The 18,385-nt window shown below is 68.4% G+C and carries 12 protein-coding genes; 1 reads left to right on the top strand and 11 read right to left on the bottom strand.

Annotated elements, in window-relative coordinates; translation table 11 throughout:
- Positions 1-12: 12 nt before the first annotated feature.
- The 11 genes from ABZ855_RS31765 to ABZ855_RS31715 all read right to left on the bottom strand — a co-directional run bounded on the left by ABZ855_RS31765 (position 13) and on the right by ABZ855_RS31715 (position 14,395).
- Positions 13-795, bottom strand: coding sequence for an alpha/beta hydrolase (locus ABZ855_RS31765; protein WP_360812812.1), 783 nt, complete (start codon positions 793-795; stop codon positions 13-15).
- A 64-nt stretch (positions 796-859) separates the two neighbouring features.
- Positions 860-3,796 carry a twin-arginine translocation signal domain-containing protein gene (locus ABZ855_RS31760; protein ID WP_360812742.1) on the bottom strand — a complete coding sequence of 979 codons (2,937 nt, stop codon included), beginning with the start codon at positions 3,794-3,796 and terminating at the stop codon, positions 860-862.
- Positions 3,797-3,806: 10 nt separating this feature from the next.
- Positions 3,807-4,688, bottom strand: coding sequence for a carbohydrate ABC transporter permease (locus tag ABZ855_RS31755; RefSeq protein WP_360812740.1), 882 nt, complete (start codon positions 4,686-4,688; stop codon positions 3,807-3,809).
- Complete coding sequence (locus ABZ855_RS31750; RefSeq protein ID WP_360812738.1) at positions 4,685-5,638, bottom strand: sugar ABC transporter permease; 954 nt, start codon at positions 5,636-5,638, stop codon at positions 4,685-4,687. The genes ABZ855_RS31755 and ABZ855_RS31750 overlap by 4 nt, the downstream gene beginning before the upstream one ends.
- Positions 5,639-5,660: 22 nt before the next feature.
- The gene (locus ABZ855_RS31745) at positions 5,661-6,983 is read right to left on the bottom strand and encodes an extracellular solute-binding protein (protein ID WP_360812736.1); all 1,323 of its coding nucleotides are present in this window, start codon (positions 6,981-6,983) and stop codon (positions 5,661-5,663) included.
- Positions 6,984-7,470: 487 nt separating this feature from the next.
- On the bottom strand, positions 7,471-7,941 hold the full coding sequence (locus ABZ855_RS31740; RefSeq protein WP_360812734.1) for a hypothetical protein: 471 nt from the start codon (positions 7,939-7,941) through the stop codon (positions 7,471-7,473).
- 326 nt (positions 7,942-8,267) lie between these two features.
- Positions 8,268-10,007: a trehalase family glycosidase gene (locus ABZ855_RS31735; protein ID WP_360812732.1), complete on the bottom strand. Its 1,740-nt coding sequence runs from the start codon at positions 10,005-10,007 to the stop codon at positions 8,268-8,270.
- Between the two features lie 89 nt (positions 10,008-10,096).
- Positions 10,097-10,942 (bottom strand): carbohydrate ABC transporter permease, encoded by an 846-nt coding sequence (locus tag ABZ855_RS31730; protein WP_360812730.1) that lies wholly within the window; start codon positions 10,940-10,942, stop codon positions 10,097-10,099.
- The gene (locus ABZ855_RS31725; protein WP_360812728.1) at positions 10,939-11,931 is read right to left on the bottom strand and encodes a sugar ABC transporter permease; all 993 of its coding nucleotides are present in this window, start codon (positions 11,929-11,931) and stop codon (positions 10,939-10,941) included. Before ABZ855_RS31725 ends, ABZ855_RS31730 begins: the two co-directional genes overlap by 4 nt.
- Positions 11,932-11,952: 21 nt before the next feature.
- On the bottom strand, positions 11,953-13,200 hold the full coding sequence (locus ABZ855_RS31720; protein ID WP_360812726.1) for an extracellular solute-binding protein: 1,248 nt from the start codon (positions 13,198-13,200) through the stop codon (positions 11,953-11,955).
- Positions 13,201-13,348: 148 nt separating this feature from the next.
- Positions 13,349-14,395 (bottom strand): LacI family DNA-binding transcriptional regulator, encoded by a 1,047-nt coding sequence (locus ABZ855_RS31715; protein ID WP_360812724.1) that lies wholly within the window; start codon positions 14,393-14,395, stop codon positions 13,349-13,351.
- A 327-nt stretch (positions 14,396-14,722) separates the two neighbouring features.
- On the opposite strand from ABZ855_RS31715, the gene ABZ855_RS31710 reads away from it, so the two are divergent.
- Positions 14,723-18,340, top strand: a complete 3,618-nt coding sequence (locus ABZ855_RS31710; protein ID WP_360812722.1) for a LamG-like jellyroll fold domain-containing protein — start codon at positions 14,723-14,725, stop codon at positions 18,338-18,340.
- The last annotated feature ends 45 nt before the right edge of the window (positions 18,341-18,385 follow it).

Genomic DNA, 18,385 nt, shown 5'->3' with positions numbered 1-18,385 from the left:
CGGCCTCACTCCTTACTCCGTGTCCGCCCACCGGCGGATGAGCCGTACGGTGCGTTCGGGCTGTTCCTCGTGCAGGTAGTGCCCGACGCCGGGCCAGTGCTCCACGCGCGAGCCGGGAAGGTGCAGGGTGGTCTCCTCCCAGGCGGCGGCCTCGGCGGACGTCCACACCGTCAGGGCCGGGCGGATACGGCGGCGCAGGTACTCCTCGCTGTGCGGGCGGACGCCGACAGCCTCCGGGTCGGTGTACATGCCCGCGTACGCCTGCGCGACGACGTGGTCCGGAGTACCGAGCATGGTGCGGATGTGGGCGGTGCGCAGCCCGGGCGGGGCCTGGGCGGAGAACGCGCCGGCGACGAAGTCGGCCGCCGCGGCGGCTCCGTGCTCGCGGTAGGCGGCCAACCGGCCCGGGATGCCGTCCACTTCGGTGCCGTGTGCGCCGTGCGCCGGGTCGAGGGCGACAACCGAGCGGACCAGGTCGGGCCGTCGTACGGCGAGCAGGTTGACCACCTGCCCGCCCATGGAGTGGCCGACGGCGACCACGGGACCGCGGTCGAGGACCTCGACCAGCGCCGCCAGGTCGTCCGCCATCTCCCTCGGCGAGTTACCCGTCCCCGGCACGTCGGAACGGCCGTGGCCGCGCAGGTCGGGGACGACGACACAGAACCGGTCGGCCAGGTTCTCGGCGTGGAACGACCATTCGCGGCCGTCGCCGCCCCAGCCGTGCACAAGCAGCACGGCGGGGGCGTCGACGGGCCCCGAATTCACACAGAACAGGCGACCACGGCCGAGGTCGATCACGCGTGCCTCTCCTGACAGACGGCGGACGCGAAACCCGCGTGCGGCATGTGCTGTTCCTTCCTCACCCGGTGTCGCCCCGGTACAGCACCAGGGTGCTGAGCGGGCCGAGGCGGGGCCGCTTCCCGGCGCCGATCGTCTTGCCGGTGACCAGGTCCCGGGCTGGGCCGAAGTCGGGGCGGGCGGGCAGGACGCAGGTCCGGTCGGTGCTGGTGTTCATGGCGACGAGGTAGTCGCCGTACTCGCAGAGGTAGAAGGGCGCCCGGCCGACGAGCATGGTCTCGACGCCGTCGAAGTGGACGCCGAGGGTGGGATCGGGCACGTCGTCGGGGACGGGAGCGAGACGGTACACATCACCGGCGAGTGCCTGGTGCAGGGTGTCGCCGGGCGGCGGGAAGCCACCGGGCGGGAGGTGGGAGGCGCCGGGGTCGTTGATGGCGTAGTCCCACAGGACCCAGTCGCGGGCGGTGAAGGTGGCGTCCGTGGTGCCGGCGCTGTGCTCCCGGACGGTGGCCGAACGCTGGTCGACAGGGGTGACGTGGTGGATACGGGCGTAGTTGTTCACGCCCTGGCGCGAGCGGAAGTACAGCGAGGCGAAGAAGAGTTCCTCGCCGTTCTTGACGGCGACACAGCCGTTCTGCTCGTCGGTGAGGACGAAGTCCGGCTGGTCCCAGGCGGTCGGGATACGGGCGGGCCGGGCGGCCAGGGACTGGAAGTCGTCCCAGTCGCGGGAGAGGAAGCGCAGGGCGTTGAGGCCGACCCGGGTCCAGGGATGTGTGGCCTGGAGGTTGAGCTGGGGGTAGAGCTGGCCGTCGGCGACCATCTCCTGGGTCCAGCCGACGATCTCCGGGTCCTTGAACACGGCGGCCGACATGACGGGGTTGGAGTCCCAGGCGGTGCGTGAGGCGTAGGCGGTCTCCCCGGGGTAGACCTCGTTGCGCCAGCCGATGACCGTCTCGATGCGGGAGATCCGATGGTGGTCCTTGTCCACGTCGACGACCCGGAATTTGCCCCGTGCCTTGGTCATCATGACCATGTGGTCGCGCAGTTCGGGCGCTTCCTGGCCCTGGTACCCGCGGGTGACCGACTCGTACATCATGACGAGCCAGTCGATGACCTCTCCGTAGCTGCCGACGTAGCCCAGTTCGCGGGTCAGGCCCGCCCTGGTCACCTGGTAGTAGTCGGCGCCGAGCGGTCTGGTCGGGTTGCCGTCCTGGTCCTCGGGGCCGAGGTAGGGGACCATCCCGATCGACTGGTACAGGTAGTCGCGGGCCCTGTCCTCCGGCAGAGCCAGCTCCGGAGCGAGCAGCCGCAGGCCCCGGTTGGTCTGGTAGAGGCCGATGGCGCAGATCTGGGCCTGGTTGCTGTAGTGAGGGAAGTGCCGGCGCCAGTAGTCGCGGCTGGATCTGAGCATGTCGACGTACGCGTCCCTGCGCGGCGGCGGCACGGGGGCGGTGGTGTCGGCGGGGGCGACGAGGGTGATGTCGTCGAACCAGGCCGTGCCCGGGCCGGACAGCCGCAGGTGCAGCTCCAGTTGGGTGGCGCCGGCCGGGGTGGCGAAGACGAACTCGACGTACTCCCAGTCGTGGGTGCCCTTGCTCGCGTACACCTTGTGGTCGCTGCCGACGAGCTTGCCGCTCGCGTCGAAGAACAGCGGGTCGATGTGGGCGCCGGCGCCGGTGACACCGTCGGTCCTGATCCAGGCGCCGTACCTGTACGTGCCTGGCGTGAGCCGTGTTCTGGGCGCCGAGTTGACGTAGCTGTAGCCGCTCGCCGTGCTGACCTGGAGTTTCAGGGAGGCGGTACCGGAGCGCCGGACGGTGGTGTCGCGGGCCCAGGTGCCGCCGCCGGCGGTGGCCCAGCCGGGCATCTGCCAGCCCGTGGGTGTGGCGCCGCCGGACTCGAAGCCGGGGTTGGCGATGGCGTACGGCGAACCGGTGACCTGTCCGTCGAGGCGGTCGCCGAGGTGCTCCCAGAGCAGGGCCAGCACCAGGCCGACCCGTCCGAAGCCCTGCCACTGCTGGTCGGAGCCGGTGAGCACGGTGGCGTCGGCCTTCCATGCCATGTAGCGGCCGTCGATGGCCATCAGAACCCGCTCGATCGCCTGCGGGTCCTGATGGGCGGGGCTGCCCGGCCACAGATAGCCCTCGGCCAGGGACTGCATGGCCCAGCCGTCCATGGTGGCCGGGGTCGCGGTGGTGAGGAGGTTCTTCTGGTCCTTCTGCACCCGCGCCCTGATGGCGTCCATGACCTCCTCGCCACCGGTACGGACGGTCGCCGTGGGGGCGGTGCCCTGGACCTCTCCCCTGGGCGCCTCGAAGTAGGGGTCGGTGTGGGTGTACAGGCGGTAGATGCCGCGCGAGGGCGTGGTCATGGTCCGGTAGAGCTGGCTCGCGTCCTGGCCGTAGGACCAGATGCGGCCCATCGACCGGATCTCCAGTGTCACCTTGTTCCTGCCCGCCGTCATCCGTTCCGGCAGCGGCAGGGTGTGGAAGAAGAAACGGCCCGGGGTGCGGGGCGCGGTGTCGAGGATGTCCAGGCTGTCCACGGCACCCTGGTCCTCGTAACCGACCTGCTTGCCCTCGCAGAAGAGCTGCAGCCGCCACATGTTCGTGCCGGACCCGGCCTCCTCGGAGGTGTCGTCGTGGTCGTCGCCCCAGAGCCGGACGGTGACATAGGTGGTGCCGGTCGGGCGGACGGCGACGTCGAACTTCAGCGTGCCGCCCCAGTAGGCCGCCGGAGTCGAGGGGTTGAGCACACGGGCCGGCTGGCCGAGACCGCCGGTGACGACGTCGGAGAGGGTCGCCTCGAGATGGTGCGCGGCCTCGGAGTCCGCGTCACCGAAGACGACGGTGTCGAGCGGGGCACGGCCACGCGCGCGGAAGGTCTCCGGTTCGGCCGCGGCGGCGGGCTGGGCGAGGGGCAGGCCGAAGGCGGTCGCGGCGGCACCGGTCGCCCCGGCGTACTTGAGGACGTCACGTCTCTTGGGTGCGTTGGGCACTGGTGTTCCTTTACTTGAGGCTGCCCATGAGGATTCCGCTGCGCCAGTACTTCTGGAGGGCGAACATGAAGATCGCCAGCGGAACGATGGACAGCAGTGACCCGGTGAGGACGAGGGTGTTCATGTCGCGCGACTGCTGTGCCTGCTGCACCCAGGAGAACAGGCCCAGGGTGACGGGGAAGGAGCGCTCACCGTTGAGCATGAACAGCGGGAGGAAGAAGTTGTTCCAGATGCTGACGAAGTCGAGCATGAAGATGGTGATGCCGCCGGTTCGCATCAACCGCAGCGCGATGGAGAAGAAGACGCGTGTCTCGCTCGCGCCGTCGATACGGGCCGCCTCCATCAGCTCGGCGGGCACCGAGGTGTCGGCGTAGACCTTGCCGAGGTAGACCCCGAACGGGTTGATGAAGTACGGGATCAGCACGGCCCACACGGTGTTGGTGAGCCCGATCTCCGCGAAGACGAGGTAGAGCGGGAAGGCCAGCAGTGTGCTCGGCAGCAGGGAGGCCCCGACGATGACGCCGAACAGGGCGCCCCGGCCGCGGAACTCGTACTTCGACAGGCCGTAGCCGGCGGCGAGCGAGATCAGCGTCGAACCGGCCGCTCCGACGGTGGAGTAGAGGACGGAGTTGAGGATCCAGCGGCCGAAGACCCCGTCGTGGTAGTCCCAGATGGCCTGGAAGTTGTCGGCGAGATGGTTGGAGGAGAACCACAGGCCGAAGGTGGAGTACAGGTCGGTCTGGCTCTTGGTCGACGCCACCAGCAGGAACCAGGTGGGTGCCAGCGAGTAGAGCAGGAAGACGACGAGCAGGCCGGTGGTCAGGGCCACCGCCCGGCGGGTGGGGCGCACTCCCCCGCCGGAGACGGGCGCGGCGTTCGAGGCGCTGCTCATGACATCTTCCTGTTCGTGACGCGGTAGAAGACGAAGGCGAGGATGCCGGTGGCGGCGGCGAGCACAAGCGATTCGGCGGCGGCGTACTGGTAGTCGCCGGTCTTGAAGGCCCGGTCGAAGATCTCCAGCATCGGCGTGAAGTCGGTACTGATCGACTCGGGAGCCACATACCGCAGGAACAGCGGCTCGGTGAACAGCTGAAGCCGCCCGATCAAAGAAAACATCCCGGTCAGTACGAGGATCCCGGTGATGTTCGGCGCCTTGATCGACCAGGCGATCCGCCACTCCTTCGCGCCGTCCAGTCGCGCCGCCTCGTACAGTTCACGCGGCAGCGCCTGCAGTGAGGCGGAGATCAGGATCATGTTGAAGCCGATGCCCTGCCAGGTCAGCAGGTTGCCCAGCGAGAGGTAGGTGTTGAGGCCGCCGAAGAAGGTGACGCTCGTGCCCGCCCGGTGGGCGATGTCGACGATGGGGCTCGCGGTCGGGCTGTAGAGGAACAGCCAGATCAGGGTCGACACCACTCCGGGAATGACGTACGGGATGAGCAGTCCGGCACGGAAGAAGCGCACCGCGCGGGCCGCGACGCCGTCGAGCAGCAGGGCCAGCAGCAGCGAGATGCCCAGCATCACGGTGATCTGCGCGGCCCCGAAGAGCAGGGTGCGCAGCATGCCGGCCCAGAAGGTGCCGTCGGAGAGGATCGAGGAGAAGTTAGCGAAGCCCGCGAAGACGGTCTTCGTCGGTCCGAAGCCGATCCCGCTGCTCTTCTTCTCGTGCACGCTCTGGCTGAAGGCGTAGCCGATCGGCACGACGTAGGTGAGGACGAAGCCGATCAGGAAGGGCAGCATGAACAGCAGGCCCTTGTAGGCTCCGCGTCTCCCGGTCCGGCGGGGGGAGGTCCGCCGGACCGAGGAGCCCAGGGTGACCTTCGCGGGTCGTGTGAGGGTGGACAAGGCAGTCTCCTGGTCGAGTGGTTCAGCCGGCCGCGACAGCCTTGACGCCCTTTTTCCTCAGGTCGGCCAGCACCCAGTCCTGAAGGTGCGTCAGCATGTCCTTCACCGTGAGCTGCTTGTTCATGACCTTGCCCCACTGCTTCTGCATCTCGGAGTACATAGCCGCGTAGTCGGGCCCGTACTGCCACTGGTCGCCGACGCGGGAGGCCGCGGTGGTGATGATCCGCGCGCCGTCGGACTTCCCGTTGAACATCTCCGTGGGGATGATCTTGTCCACGTACGGGGAGACGTCCTTGACGGCCGGGAAGAGCCCCGACTTGGACTTCGGGTCGGTGAGTGCGGTCAGGGACTCCTTGCTGCTGGACAGCCAGGCCGCGAACTGGGCGGCCCGGTCTGGGTACTCGCAGCCCTTCAGGACGGCGGTGACGTCGAAGTTGCTGGAGGTTCGGGGCTCGGCCGGGTCGAACACCGGCGCGTCGGCGAGCTGCCAATCCCCCTTGGACTTGGGGAAGTTGGTGTCGTAGATCGGCAACTGCCAGGTCGACGTGGTCATCAGGATCGTCTTGCCGAGGTCCCATGTCTTGAAGACACCGGGGTCGGCGTAGGAGGCGTTGGAGGCGAGGTTGTCGTCGACCATGCGCTGCACGATGTCGGCGGCCTCGAGCGCGTCGGGCGAGGTGAAACCGATCTCCCAGTGGTCGCCGGCGATCCTGTACCACTCGGCGCCTGCCTGCCAGGAGAGATCCACGAGGGTGCTGGGGTCTTCACCCGCCATGTTGAAGATCTTGACGTTCTTGTCCTTCTTCTGCACCGCCTTGCCCGCGGCGATCAGGTCGTCCCAGGTGGTGGGGGCCTTGACGCCGTACTTCTGGAACAGGTCCGCGCGGTAGGCCGTGAACAGCGGGGAGGATCCGGTGGGGATGCCGTAGGTGGCGCCGCCGGGGCTGACGGCGTTCCAGGCAGGGGTGGTGTAGCGGGCCTTGTACGGCGCCGCGATCCCGGTGATGTCGGTGAGCAGTCCGTCGGCGGCGAAGTTCGCCAGGTTCATCCCGTCCATTTTGGACAGGCAGGGCGCGTTGCCCGAGGTCACCGCGGCGCGCAGCTTCTGGTAAACGGTGTCACCGGCCGCGTTGACGTACTTCACCTGGGTCTCGGGGTGTTCCTTGTTCCAGACCGCGACCTGCTGCTGGATGCCCTCCGTCCAGCTCCAGAACTCCAACTGCACATCGCCCTGGGTGCTCTTGGCCGCCGAGTCGCTGCCACCGCCCCCACAGGAACTCAGGGCGAGGGACAGGGAGAGGGCGGCGGCCGCGCCGGCGAGGGCTCTCGTACGGGTGGTGCTCATCGGTCCTCCGGGAGAAGGGCGGACAGCGCCGGCGGTGGGGAGAGGACGCGGGCGACTGAGGGCTGGGCGGAAGAAGCGGTTGCCTGCGTTTGGGTAACCGTTTCCTGTGGACCGTAGGACCTCGGGGACAGCGCCACAAGAGGGAGGACGCCAAAATGTTTCACCGAGCTTGCCGGTCGATTACCTGGAGGTGGTTTCTGACCTGGAGGTTTTCGCCTGCTTGTGCGTTTGGAGGGGGAAGGGGCGCCAGGAGCGGGCTGAGGCAGGGGCGTTGACCAAGGAGTCTGGCGGGTCGTAGCGTGGATACGTTTACTACGACGAACGACGACTGGCGCTCATCGGCGAGTCGATCTCCGGGAAGGCTGGAAGGGGCCGGGCGTGCGGTCGTCGCGGCGGAGCAGGGCGCGGCAGAAGCAGGGCGTGGCAGAAGCAGCCGTCATTCACGACAGGTCGATAAGAAATCGTTTACTGCATGAGCGCGTAGCGGTCACGCGTAGGGATCATCCAGGAGCGCGACCGGCAGGTTCCCCTCTTCGACATCGGCTCTCGGGATGCGAATGCCGAGGGAGTCGCTCACCGCCTGCCACAGGACAGCCGGCACGCCGCCAAGGTGTGCGTCGACGAATCGTGTCCACTCCGGCACGTCACCGAACTCGGGAGGACCAGGGTTCACGGCTCCGGCGGCGCGCAGCGCCTCGTCCAGCACCGCCACCTTGCCGGTCACATCCTTGCGCCGACTGTCCAGCGGGCTCTGTCCGAACTCCGTGAACCACACCGCCCCGTCGCCCGGGGCGTACACCAGCCAGCAGGGCTGAACCGCGATGTTCGGGTTGATGCACACCATTTCTTCGCCGGGGCGCGGCTTCACGGCAGGATCGTCGTTGAACCATCTCTCGTACCAGGTGGCCGAGCCGGAGTCTTCCAGGACGTAACTCCAGTCACCCGAAACCCCGTACATGCACGGCGTCCGTGATCCCGTCCCTGCGGGGAAGTCGAAATCCCGGTACCGGACAGCGGCTCCCCCGCCCTCACCCCGCGAAGCCCCCAGACGCTGGAGAAGCGTCTCCACCTTCAGCCCACGTACTGCGGTCAGTGCGACGCCACCCCGCATTCCCGGCGTCTGCCCCCGCCTCTCGTAGCAGTACGTACCGAGCCACCTCAGGCTGCCGTCGTCCACTTCACGCCCCCGCTCTCGCCGCCGACAGCCTTTCACACGGAGGCTTGCGTAAGCCCCGCCTTCGCCGTGGACGGCGGCGAAGGCGGGGCTACGGGGCTACGGGGCGGTCAGTGGCCGGCTCGGCGTGTGTGCGCTTCGGCGAGGAGGAGGTAGCTGGCGGCGGTCCAGGTGTAGGCGCGGTCGCGGAGGCCGGTGCCGGTGAGGGCGTCGAAGTTTTCGGCGAAGCCGTGGGTTTCGCACAGGGTGCGGAAGCGGGTGCTGATGTCGTTGGCGAGGTGGTGGTGGCCGGCGCGGCGGAGGCCGTCTTCGATGAGGACGGTGGCGGGGGCCCAGATGGGGCCGCGCCAGTAGCCGTCGGGGAGGTAGTGGGGGGAGGTGGGGAGTTCGGTGGCGAGGCCGTGGGGGGTGAGGTGGGCTTGGATGCGCTGGGCGAGGGTGGTGCTGATGTGGGGTGGGAGGTGTTCGCCGAGGGTGATGGGCATGAGGTCGAGGAGGCTGGAGGTGCTCCAGGTGTCCCCGGTGGTGACGCTTTGGGCCACGAACCGGTCGCCGGTCCAGAGGTGGTCGAGCATGGCGGTTTGGGTGTCGGTGGCGGTTTGCTGCCAGTGGGCGGCTTCGTCGGTGTGCCCCAACTCGGTGGCGAGGTCGGCGAGTTGGTGGAGTTGGAGGGTGAGGAAGGCGGCGAGGTCGGCGGTGATGATGAGGCGTTCGGGGTCGAAGGTGGTGGCGTTGTCCCAGCCGCTGTCGTTGCCGTGCTGGTAGTGGGGCAGGGTGTGGCCGGGGGCGCGGCGGGCGGTGAGCCAAAAATCTGTCCAGCGTTGGAGTCGGTCGTAGGTGTGGGTGAGTTGGGTGTGGGTGAGGGGTGTGGGCAGGAGGCGGCGGAGGTGGTTGAGGGTCCAGCCGTGGATGGGGGGTTTGACGAAGTTGTGGAGGACTTCAGAGTGGGTGACGGAGTCGGGCAGGGCGCCGGCCTGGTCTTGGTGGTCGAAGGGGAGGTGGTATTGGTCCCAGGCGAGGTGGGGGTGGCCGGGGGCGAGGGCGAGGGCGTTGAAGCAGTGGTCCCAGCTCCAGACTTTGTCCATCCAGTGTTTGGACATGAGGACGCCGGGGCGGGTGAGCAGGCCTGCGGGGCGGACGGTGGCTGACCACAGGACGTAGGCGGCGAGTTCGGCGGCGGGGGTGTCCGGGGTACGCCAGGGGGCGAGCGCGTCGACGAACTCCGCGAACGCGCCGTGGGCGGCGGTTGTGACCTCGTCGAACGTTGCTGATGAGCGGTAGGGCTCTCTCGCGGTGTCGAGTTCCTCGACCGCTATCTCCCAGGAGCCGCCGGGCTCGGCGGTGGTGACCGTCAGGCCGCGGTCGGCGCTGCCCAGAGCCTGGGATCCGGTCACCTCGGTGATCGTTCCGGTGAGCAGGGTGATGCGGTAGCGGCGGCCGGTTTCGTAGGAGGTGAATACGTGCGCCTGTGCGGCCGGGTCGTCGTAGAAGTAGGTGCCGCTGAAGGGGGTCAGGGCCTTCGCTGCCGCGGAGATGCGTAGAGCAAGTCCCGTCCCGAACACCCTGATGGTGTCCGGGGTTTCGTAGGCGAGGTCGATGCGCCCGTTCTCGCTGGTCCAGGTGAGCAGGCCCGGTGTCGCCGTCACCTGCGTCTGTGCCCGCTCGCCGGTAGCTACGACCAGCGGTACGAGGCGCAGGGTGGCGTGCATGCCGTTTTGGTGGGAGACGAGGTGGAGGTCTTCGGCGCGGGTCTTTTCCGCCAGGACGGGTGAGATGCCGAACCACGATCCGTGGGTGCTGAAGGGGATGTCCTGGACGCAGAAGACGGGGCCGGATCGGTCGGCTGTCATGGCGGCGGTACTCGTTTCTCGGGCAGGGGCGGCCGTCCGTCCGGGGTGCGGGGGGACGGTCGGTGGGGACCAGGAAGAAGGGGTGGGGGTCAGTCTTTGACGGCGCCGGCGGTGACGCCTGCGGCGACGTAGCGCTGGGCGAGGACGAGGATGACCGTGGCGGGCAGGGAGGCCACGACGGCGGTGGCCATGATGGCGTTCCACTGCTGGTTGTTGTTGCCGATGTAGTGGTAGATGCCCAGCGTGATCGGCTCGTGGGTGCCGCCGTTGACCAGCGTGCTGGCGAAGATGAAGTCGGACCAGGACCACAAGAACGCGAACAGGGACACCGTGACGATCGAGTTGCGGCTCATCGGCAGGACGATCGACCAGAACGTGCGCAGGGGCCGTGCTCCGTCCATCTGTGCGGCCTGGATGAGTTCACCGGGAATGCCGGTCATGAACGCGGTGAAGATGAGGACCGCGAAGGGCACGGCGAGGGTGGAGTCGGCGACGATCAGGCCGGGGAGGGACTGCAGGACGCCGAGTTGGAGGTAGATGGCGTAGAAGCCCATCGCCATGATGATGCCGGGGATCATCTGCGCGGCCAGCAGGAGGAAGCTGAGGACGCCGCCGCCGCGGGGGCGGAGTTTCGCCAGCGCGTATCCGGCGGGCGCGGCCAGCGTCACCGTCAACGCGACGGTGCCCAGGGCGACGACGAGGCTGGTGGCGAGGTAGGGCAGCTGTTCGGTGAGGACGGTGCGGTAGCCGGCCAGTGTGCCGTTGACCGGGAACAGGCTGGGCGGGGACTTGCGCATGTCCTGGTCGCGGGTGAAGGACACATTCAGCATCCAGTACACCGGGAACAGCATCACCCCGGTCAAAACGACCCCGATGACCGTCTTGCCCCACGTCCGGTCGCGGCGCGTGAGAGTGGGGGGAGCGGTTGCGGTCATGTCAGGGCCTGCTTTCGCTGGATGCGCAGATAGATCAGGCCGAAGACGAGGGCGGCGACGACCAGGAGGTTGCCGACAGCCGCTCCGGGCCCGAACGCCGGGAGGAGGCTGCCGAAGCCGAGTTGGTAGGACCAGGTCGCGAAAGTGGTCGAGGAGTCGGCGGGACCGCCCTTGGTCATGATCCAGATGATGTCGAAGACCTTCAGCGTGTACACCAGCCCGAGCAGGAGGGTGATCGCGGAGACCGGGCGCAGCAGGGGGAAGGTGATGGACCAAAAGCGTCGCCAGGCGTTCGCTCCGTCCAGGGCGGCCGCTTCGTAGAGGCCGGCGGGGATGGACTGCAGGCCGCTGTAGAGGACGACGAGGTTGAAGGGGACACCGATCCAGATGTTCGCGATGATCACCGAGGCCAGGGACCAGGTCGGTGAGGTCAGCCAGTTCACCGGGCCGATACCGACCGTGTTCAGGGTGGCGTTGACGATGCCGGAATCGGAGTTGAGCATCCAGGACCAGGTGGACGCGGACACGATCAGCGGCAGCAGCCACGGCACGAGGAACAGGGCCCGCAGGGTGGCCGAGAGGCGGAAGTGCTGGTGGAAGAAGACCGCGAGCGCCAGGCCGATGGCGTACTGGAAAACCAGGCACACCGCGGTGAACACGGCCGTGTGCACCAGGGCCGGGGTGAAGGTCGCATCGTCGAAGATCCTGCGGTAGTTGTCCAGGCCCGTGAAGGGGGCGTTGCCCTGCACGAACGAGCGGACCGTGTAGTTGCGCAGGCTCAGATCGAGGTTGCGGTAGAGGGGATAGGCGTAGAAGACGGCGAGGTAGCAGGCGACCGGGGCGATAAACGCCCAGGCCGTCCACTGCGCAGAGGCCGGACGGCGCCGGCGCGTGACGCGGACCGGGCCCGGGGCCGGAGCGGCGGTCGCCGCCCCGGCCCCCTCGCTCACCAGACGGCCGTCGTCCGGTGCGTGTGTCGTGCGGTTCATCAACTGGCCTTCGGCACTCGGTTACTTGACGGCGGACTGGGCGGCCGTGAGCGCGTCCTTGGGGGAGGTGGAGCCGCTCAGCGCGGACTGGACCGCCTTCCACAACTGCTCGGAGATCTTCGGGTACTTGGTGCCCAGGTCGTCACTGGTACGGCCCTTGGCCGCCTTCACCGCGTCCACCCACGGCTTCAGCTGCGCATTCGCCGCGACCTGCTTCTCCTGCACCTCACCGGTCGGCGCGACATAGGACAGCGTCGTGTCGGTGGCCAACAGGTTCTGGCTGCTGGTCAGGCAGGACACGATCTTCTGCGAGGTCGCGTAGCGGGCGGTGTCGTCCTGCACCGGCACCGTCACGAACTCCCCGCCCGTCGGCGCCGCCGCATTGCCCCCCGACGCGCCCGGGACCGGGATCACCCCGTACTCGAACCCGGCCTTCTCCGCGTTCGCCAGCTGCCAGGTGCCGTTCTCACTGAACGCGTACTCCCCCGACGCGAACTCCTGCCAGCTGGTGGTCTGCGTGTTGTTGAGGACCGAGTTGGGCGCGTAGCCCTTGTCCAGCCAGCCCTTCCACAACGCCAGCGCCGACACCGACTCCGGCGAATCCAGCGCGGTCAGCTTCGCACCCGACCCCCAGAACCAGGGCAGGAACTGGAAACTGCCCTCCTCCGTACCGATCGCCGAGAACGTGATCCCCTTCTTCCCCGCCTTCTTCACCTTCGCAAGCGCCGCCGTCAGCGACGCCCAGTCCTTCACCGACGCGATATCCACCCCGGCCTCCGCCAGGACCTTCTTGTTGTAGTAGAGGGCCAGGGTGTTGGCGCCGATCGGCGTCCCGTACGTTTTGCCGCCCGACTGACCCGCCGCCAGCAGGTTCGGATCCACCGCGGACGTGTCCAGCTTGTTGTCGTCCGTCGTCGTCAGCACACCGGCCTCAGCCAGCGTCGAGACCACCGGGTTGTCCACGATCAGCACATCCGGAGAATTGCCCTGCTGCGCCGCGAGCAGCGTCTTGTTCGCCAGGTCACCCGTGTCGAACCCGGTCCGCTTGACCTTCACCCCGGCCTTCGTACCGCAGTCCTCCAGCAGCTTCACCCACGCCGAACCCTTCGCGAACTGCGGGTAGGGGTCCCAGATCGAGTAGGTACCGCCGTCAGCGGCCTTCGTGTCCGAACTGCCCGAGCCGGACGAACAGGCAGTGGCACTCACAGCGACGGCCAGCACGGTCACAGCGGCGGCGGTCAGACGACGCTGTCTGGTGGATCGGTTCATGGCGGAAGTTCCTTTGTTTCTGGGCATGGGAGTGCCGAGGCAAGGGCCGGCAGGCGGATGCGCGCGCACGGGCGAGCGTGCGGTGAAGTGAGGAAGAAGGGAGGTACGGAGGTACGGCGGTAGGGAGGTAGGGAGGGAAGTAAGGAGGTCAGGCCGTCATACCGGCCCCGGCGTCTGTACTCGGCGCGGTTCCGGCCGGGCCTGTGCTGGCCCGTAGCGAGATCGGCGGGGTGAGGAGATGGTGCCGGGGCGGTGCGTCGGGGTGGTTGAGCCGCTCTACCAGCAGGTCTACGGCGAGGCGGCCCATCTGCTCCGCCGGTACGTCCGCCGCGGTGAGCTGCGGCGTCACCGTCTCCGCCCACCGGCCCGCCACGACCCCCGTGAGGGAGAAGTCGCGCGGTACATGGCGGCCTGCCTCGGCGAGGCCCCGATAGAGGCCGCCGAGCGCAGCCTCGTTGAGGGTGACCAGGGCGGTGGTGGCCGGGTCGTCGTGCAGGATCCGTTCCAGGCAGGTCTGGCCCGAGGCGGCGTCGTCTCCGCAGCAGTACGTGCGGACGGTGAGCCCACGTTCGGCCGCGGCCTTGGTGAAGCCGTTCAGCCCGCGCTGGGCCGACTCGTACCCGGTGCGCAGCAACTGCTCGGGACGGTTGACGAAGGCGACCCGGCGGTGGCCGAGATCCGCCAGGTGATGGACACAGCGCTCCACCAGCGTGGTGTGGTCGAGCCCGACCCATGAACAGCTCTCGGTTCGAGCGGTACGGCCGATGGCGACGAACGGGAAGTCGAGGGCTGCCAGGTGATCGACCCGGTCGTCCTCCAGCCTGATCTCCATGAGGATCGCGCCGTCGACCCGGCGCTCGCCCAGCAGGCGCTGGAACGAGCGGTCGCTGTCCACACCGCTCGGCGAGAGCAGTACGTCGTAGTCGTGGGCCGCCGCGGCCTCCACCACGCTGCCGATGAAATCCAGCTGCATTCCCGTGTAGTGGTTCCCGGCCGGCGGAAAGACCAGACCGAGGGTGCTGGTCCGGCCGTTGGCCAGGGCGCGGGCGCTGGCGCTGGGCTGGTAGCCCAGTTCGTCGACGACGCGCTGGATCTTGCGGCGGGTGTCGTCCGAGACTGGGCGCTTCCCGCTCAGCGCGTAGGAGACGGTGCTCCGCGAGACACCGGCCAGCCGGGCGATCTCACCGATGTTCACGACAACTCCTTGTAGGAAGGGTGGAGCGGCGACTATCGGCTGTCGAACCGGTTCGCGTGAAGTGAAACTAGAAACAAGCCGGGCGCCTGTCAACACCCGTACCGGGCTTTCGGTGAAAACACCTTGCAATCCGGCGTACACGGCACAGGTTCGGTGTGTCGGGGGGATTGCTGGCCGGTTTCCTCGATGCTAGCTTCGCCGAACCGGTTCGACCGGCTGCCTCTCCCCCTCCGGCCAACCGGAACCTCCCCCTCAGGAACCAAGAATTTAAGGACGCACTCCATGCCACCTGCTGACAGATCCGTCCGGCGCCGAGGTGCGGCCGCCGTGGCGCTGACTCTCGGCGCGGGGCTGCTCTCCGCGCCGGCCGTCCTCGCGCAGGCGGCCGACACCCCCCAGCCCGTCGCCCGCTACACCTTCGACCAGGACGACCTCGCGTCGGGCAGCATCACGGACAGCTCCGGAAACGGCCTGACGGCGAGCCTCGTGAACGGCGGCACCGCCCGCTCCGTCGCGGGCGCGGACGGTGGCAAGGCCATCGCGCTGCCCGGCGGGGCGCCCGACTCGAACGGCGCGTATGTCCGTCTGCCCCGTGAAGTGGTCGGCGACGCCACGGACTTGACGGTCTCGGCCCGGGTGAAGTGGGACGGCGACAAGTCGTCCTGGCAGCGGATCTTCGATCTCGGCACCAACACCACCAGGTATCTCTTCAGCACTCCGTACAGCGGCAACGGGCTGTTCCAGACCTCGGTGACCACCGGCGGAGGCGGGGCGGAGGCCCAGGCCGTCGGCTACGCGATGCTGCCCGCGAACGCCTGGCGGACCGTCACCGTCACTCTCGACACCAGTGCCGGACGGCTCACCACCTACCTCGACGGCACGGCGGTGGCGTCCGCCGCGACCGGCATCAAGGCCAAGGAACTGCTGGACGGTTCGGCCACGGCCGCCGGCTACATCGGCAAGTCCTTCTGGCCGGATCCGCTGCTCAAGGGCGCGATCGACGACTTCGCCGTGTGGCACTCGGCGCTCAGCGCCGAGCAGGTGGCCGGTCTGGTCGGGACCGTGCCGACGCTCCAGGACCTGTCGAAGACCTCCTTCGAGGTTCGGACGACGACCGGCACCGCCCCGTCCCTGCCCGCGGCAGTCCGCTCCTCCTTCTCCGACGGCTACGACCGCGACGCGCCGATCACCTGGGACGCCGTACCGGCCGACAAGTACGCCCGGCCGGGGACCTTCACCGTCGCCGGAACCGTCGCCGGTCGAGCGGTCTCGGCGACCGTCACCGTGGTCCGCGAGGGCCAGCTGACCGTCGACCTCGGCTCGAACACCGGTGCGTTCCACGGCGGCGCCTCCGGCACCCTCTACGGGGTGTACGGGCCGGACGTCCCCACCAACAACCTCATCGAGGGCATGGGGCTGCGCACGGTCTCCACCAAGGCACAGGACGGCCCGCAGCACCCGGGCGCCGACGCGCTGGACGTGGTCGGGCCCCTGGCCGACTCCACCGACGGTGATGTGTACATCTACATGACCGACATCCACCGCGGCTTCCCCTACGAATGGCCGGGCGACACCCCGCAGGAGAAGATCGAGCTCTACGAGGAGAAGATCGCCAAGCAGGTCGACCAGGTGCTCCAACTGCCCGAGGAGTACCAGGACAACGTCGTCTTCGTGCCGTTCAACGAGCCCGAGGGCAACATGTTCGGCACCGGCGACTGGAGCTACGACAAGGTCAGCTGGCTGAACGACCCCACCGACTTCTTCGCCGCCTGGGACGACGCGTACAAGCTCATCAAGGGCAAGATGCCGAGCGCCCGTATCGCCGGCCCCAACACCAGCGTCCTCTACGACCAGGTGAAGGGTTTCCTCACGCACGCCCTGGCCGCCGGCACCCTCCCGGACGTCATCACCTGGCACGAGCTGAGCCACCCCGAGGCGGTCCGCTCGAACGTCGCCAAGTACCGGACGTGGGAGAAGGAGCTGTTCAAGGGCACCGCCCGAGAGGGTACGCGGCTGCCGATCAACATCAACGAGTACGCGTTCAACTACCACACCTCGGTCCCCGGCCAGATGATCCAGTGGGTGTCCGCGATCGAGGAGTCCAAGGTCGACGCCGACATCGCCTACTGGAACATCGACGGGAACCTGTCCGACTCCGCGGTGCAGTCCAACCGGGGCAACGGCCAGTGGTGGCTACTGAACTCGTACGCCTCGATGAGCGGGCACACGGTGACGGCGACGCCGCCGTTCCCCGGCGAGAACTACACCATGCAGGGCGTCGCGACCCTCGACGAGAAGAAGAAGCAGGCCCGGCTGATCTTCGGCGGGTCCACCGGGAAGGGCCACATCACGTTCGCGGGCGTTCCGAAGAAGCTCTTCGGGAAGAACGTGCACGCCTGGGTGCGGGAGATCGCGTGGAGCGGCCAGGTCGGCGACTCCTCCGGTCCGAAGCTGCTCGCCGAGCAGAACCTGAAGGTCGGTGACGACGGCACGGTGGTCGTCGACTTCGGCGACGGCACGCTGCCGAGGCTGGAGGAGTCCTCGGCGTACGAGATCGTCCTCAGCCCGGCCGGTAAGGCGAAGGGCACGCAGTCCCCGCCCGTGCGCTGGCAGGCTTCGTACGAGGCGGAGGACGCCGTCCACACCGGAACCGGCTACTCGAAGAACGGCCCCGAGGGCTCACCCCGTGACGTGTCGAAGTTCTACACCTCCGGTGGATACGACGTCGGCGGTCTGCGCACCGGCTCGGACGTCACGCTCGAGACCACCGTGGACGTGCCGGAGGACGGCACCTACGACCTGAGCGTCTTCGCCAACTCCCTGAACACCTTCGACAAGGTGAGGGAGCAGGGCCCCACCAACGTCTTCCTCCGGGTGGACGGCAGGGCCGACAGCGAGCAGGAGCTGTACATGCCGCTGGGCTACAAGTGGGTGGTCTGGGACCACACCGACACCAAGGTCCGGCTCACCAAGGGCAAGCACACCCTGACGCTCGCCGCGAAGAGCCTCGACGGCAAGCGCGTCACCAAGGGTGACGCCATCGTCGACCGTCTCACCCTCTCCCTCCCCGCGGCATCGGCCACCACCCAGGTGTACGAGGGTGAGCTGGCCTGGCTGGGCGGCGGGGCGCGGCCGGTGTACGACCTGCCGAAGCAGGCCCGGGTCCCCGCCACCGGCTCGCGCGCGGCCCGGCTCCGGAAGGGCCAGACCGCCACGTTCTGGGTCTACTCCCCCGCCGACCGCGAGGCCACCCTCGAGGTCGACACCGTCGAGGGCAAGGGCGCCCGGCTCTCCGTCAACGGGCACGACGTCCTGCGCCTGGACAAGAAGACGAGCAGGGTGGCGGTCTCCCTGTCGGGCGGCGTCAACAAGGTGACGGTGACCGGGGGTTCGACCACCACCCTCGTCGACCGCCTCACCGTCACTCCCACCGAGGGCACGCTCAAGACGCGTACGTACGAGGCCGGCGACGCCGTACTCGCGGGCTCGGCCACGCTCACCCCGCTGTCCCTGGCCACCGCGGGCACGGCGATCACCGGGGTCGGCGGCGCGCCGGGCAACGGCAACACCGCGACGTTCACCGTCACCGCCGACCAAAGGGGTCTGTACGCGCTGCGCATCCGGTACTCCAACCCCGAGCAGGCGGAGGCCACCCACTACAACCCGGACCCGCTCGCCCGCCACGCCGACATCAGTGTCAACGGCGGCGAGACACGGCGCGTCAGCTTCCCGCACAGCTTCCACCAGAACAACTTCTGGGAGCTGACCGTCCCCGTCCAGCTGAAGAAGGGACAGAACACGATCACCTTCCGCTCCGAGGAGCTGCCCAACTTCGACGGCACCACCTACGCCTCGGACACCTTCCCCGGCGTACCGCTGCGCTCGCGCTACGCGCCGCTGATCGACCGGATCACCGTCGCGCCGTACGCCCGCGAGACCCGATGACGTAGACGCCGACATAGACGTCGTCGTCGCCACTGGCGGCGAAAG

Source organism: Streptomyces sp. NPDC047042, assembly GCF_040644035.1.
GTDB lineage: Bacteria > Actinomycetota > Actinomycetes > Streptomycetales > Streptomycetaceae > Streptomyces.
Note: the sequence above shows the minus strand (reverse complement) of the source record. Positions and strands in the feature narration are given on the sequence as shown.

Coding starts and splice junctions, on each gene's coding strand:
- ABZ855_RS31740 (WP_360812734.1), bottom strand. CDS start 7,941: ATGTACGGGGTTTCGGGTGACTGGAGTTACGTCCTGGAAGACTCCGGC.
- ABZ855_RS31725 (WP_360812728.1), bottom strand. CDS start 11,931: ATGAACCGCACGACACACGCACCGGACGACGGCCGTCTGGTGAGCGAG.
- ABZ855_RS31755 (WP_360812740.1), bottom strand. CDS start 4,688: ATGAGCAGCGCCTCGAACGCCGCGCCCGTCTCCGGCGGGGGAGTGCGC.
- ABZ855_RS31730 (WP_360812730.1), bottom strand. CDS start 10,942: ATGACCGCAACCGCTCCCCCCACTCTCACGCGCCGCGACCGGACGTGG.
- ABZ855_RS31720 (WP_360812726.1), bottom strand. CDS start 13,200: ATGAACCGATCCACCAGACAGCGTCGTCTGACCGCCGCCGCTGTGACC.
- ABZ855_RS31735 (WP_360812732.1), bottom strand. CDS start 10,007: ATGACAGCCGACCGATCCGGCCCCGTCTTCTGCGTCCAGGACATCCCC.
- ABZ855_RS31745 (WP_360812736.1), bottom strand. CDS start 6,983: ATGAGCACCACCCGTACGAGAGCCCTCGCCGGCGCGGCCGCCGCCCTC.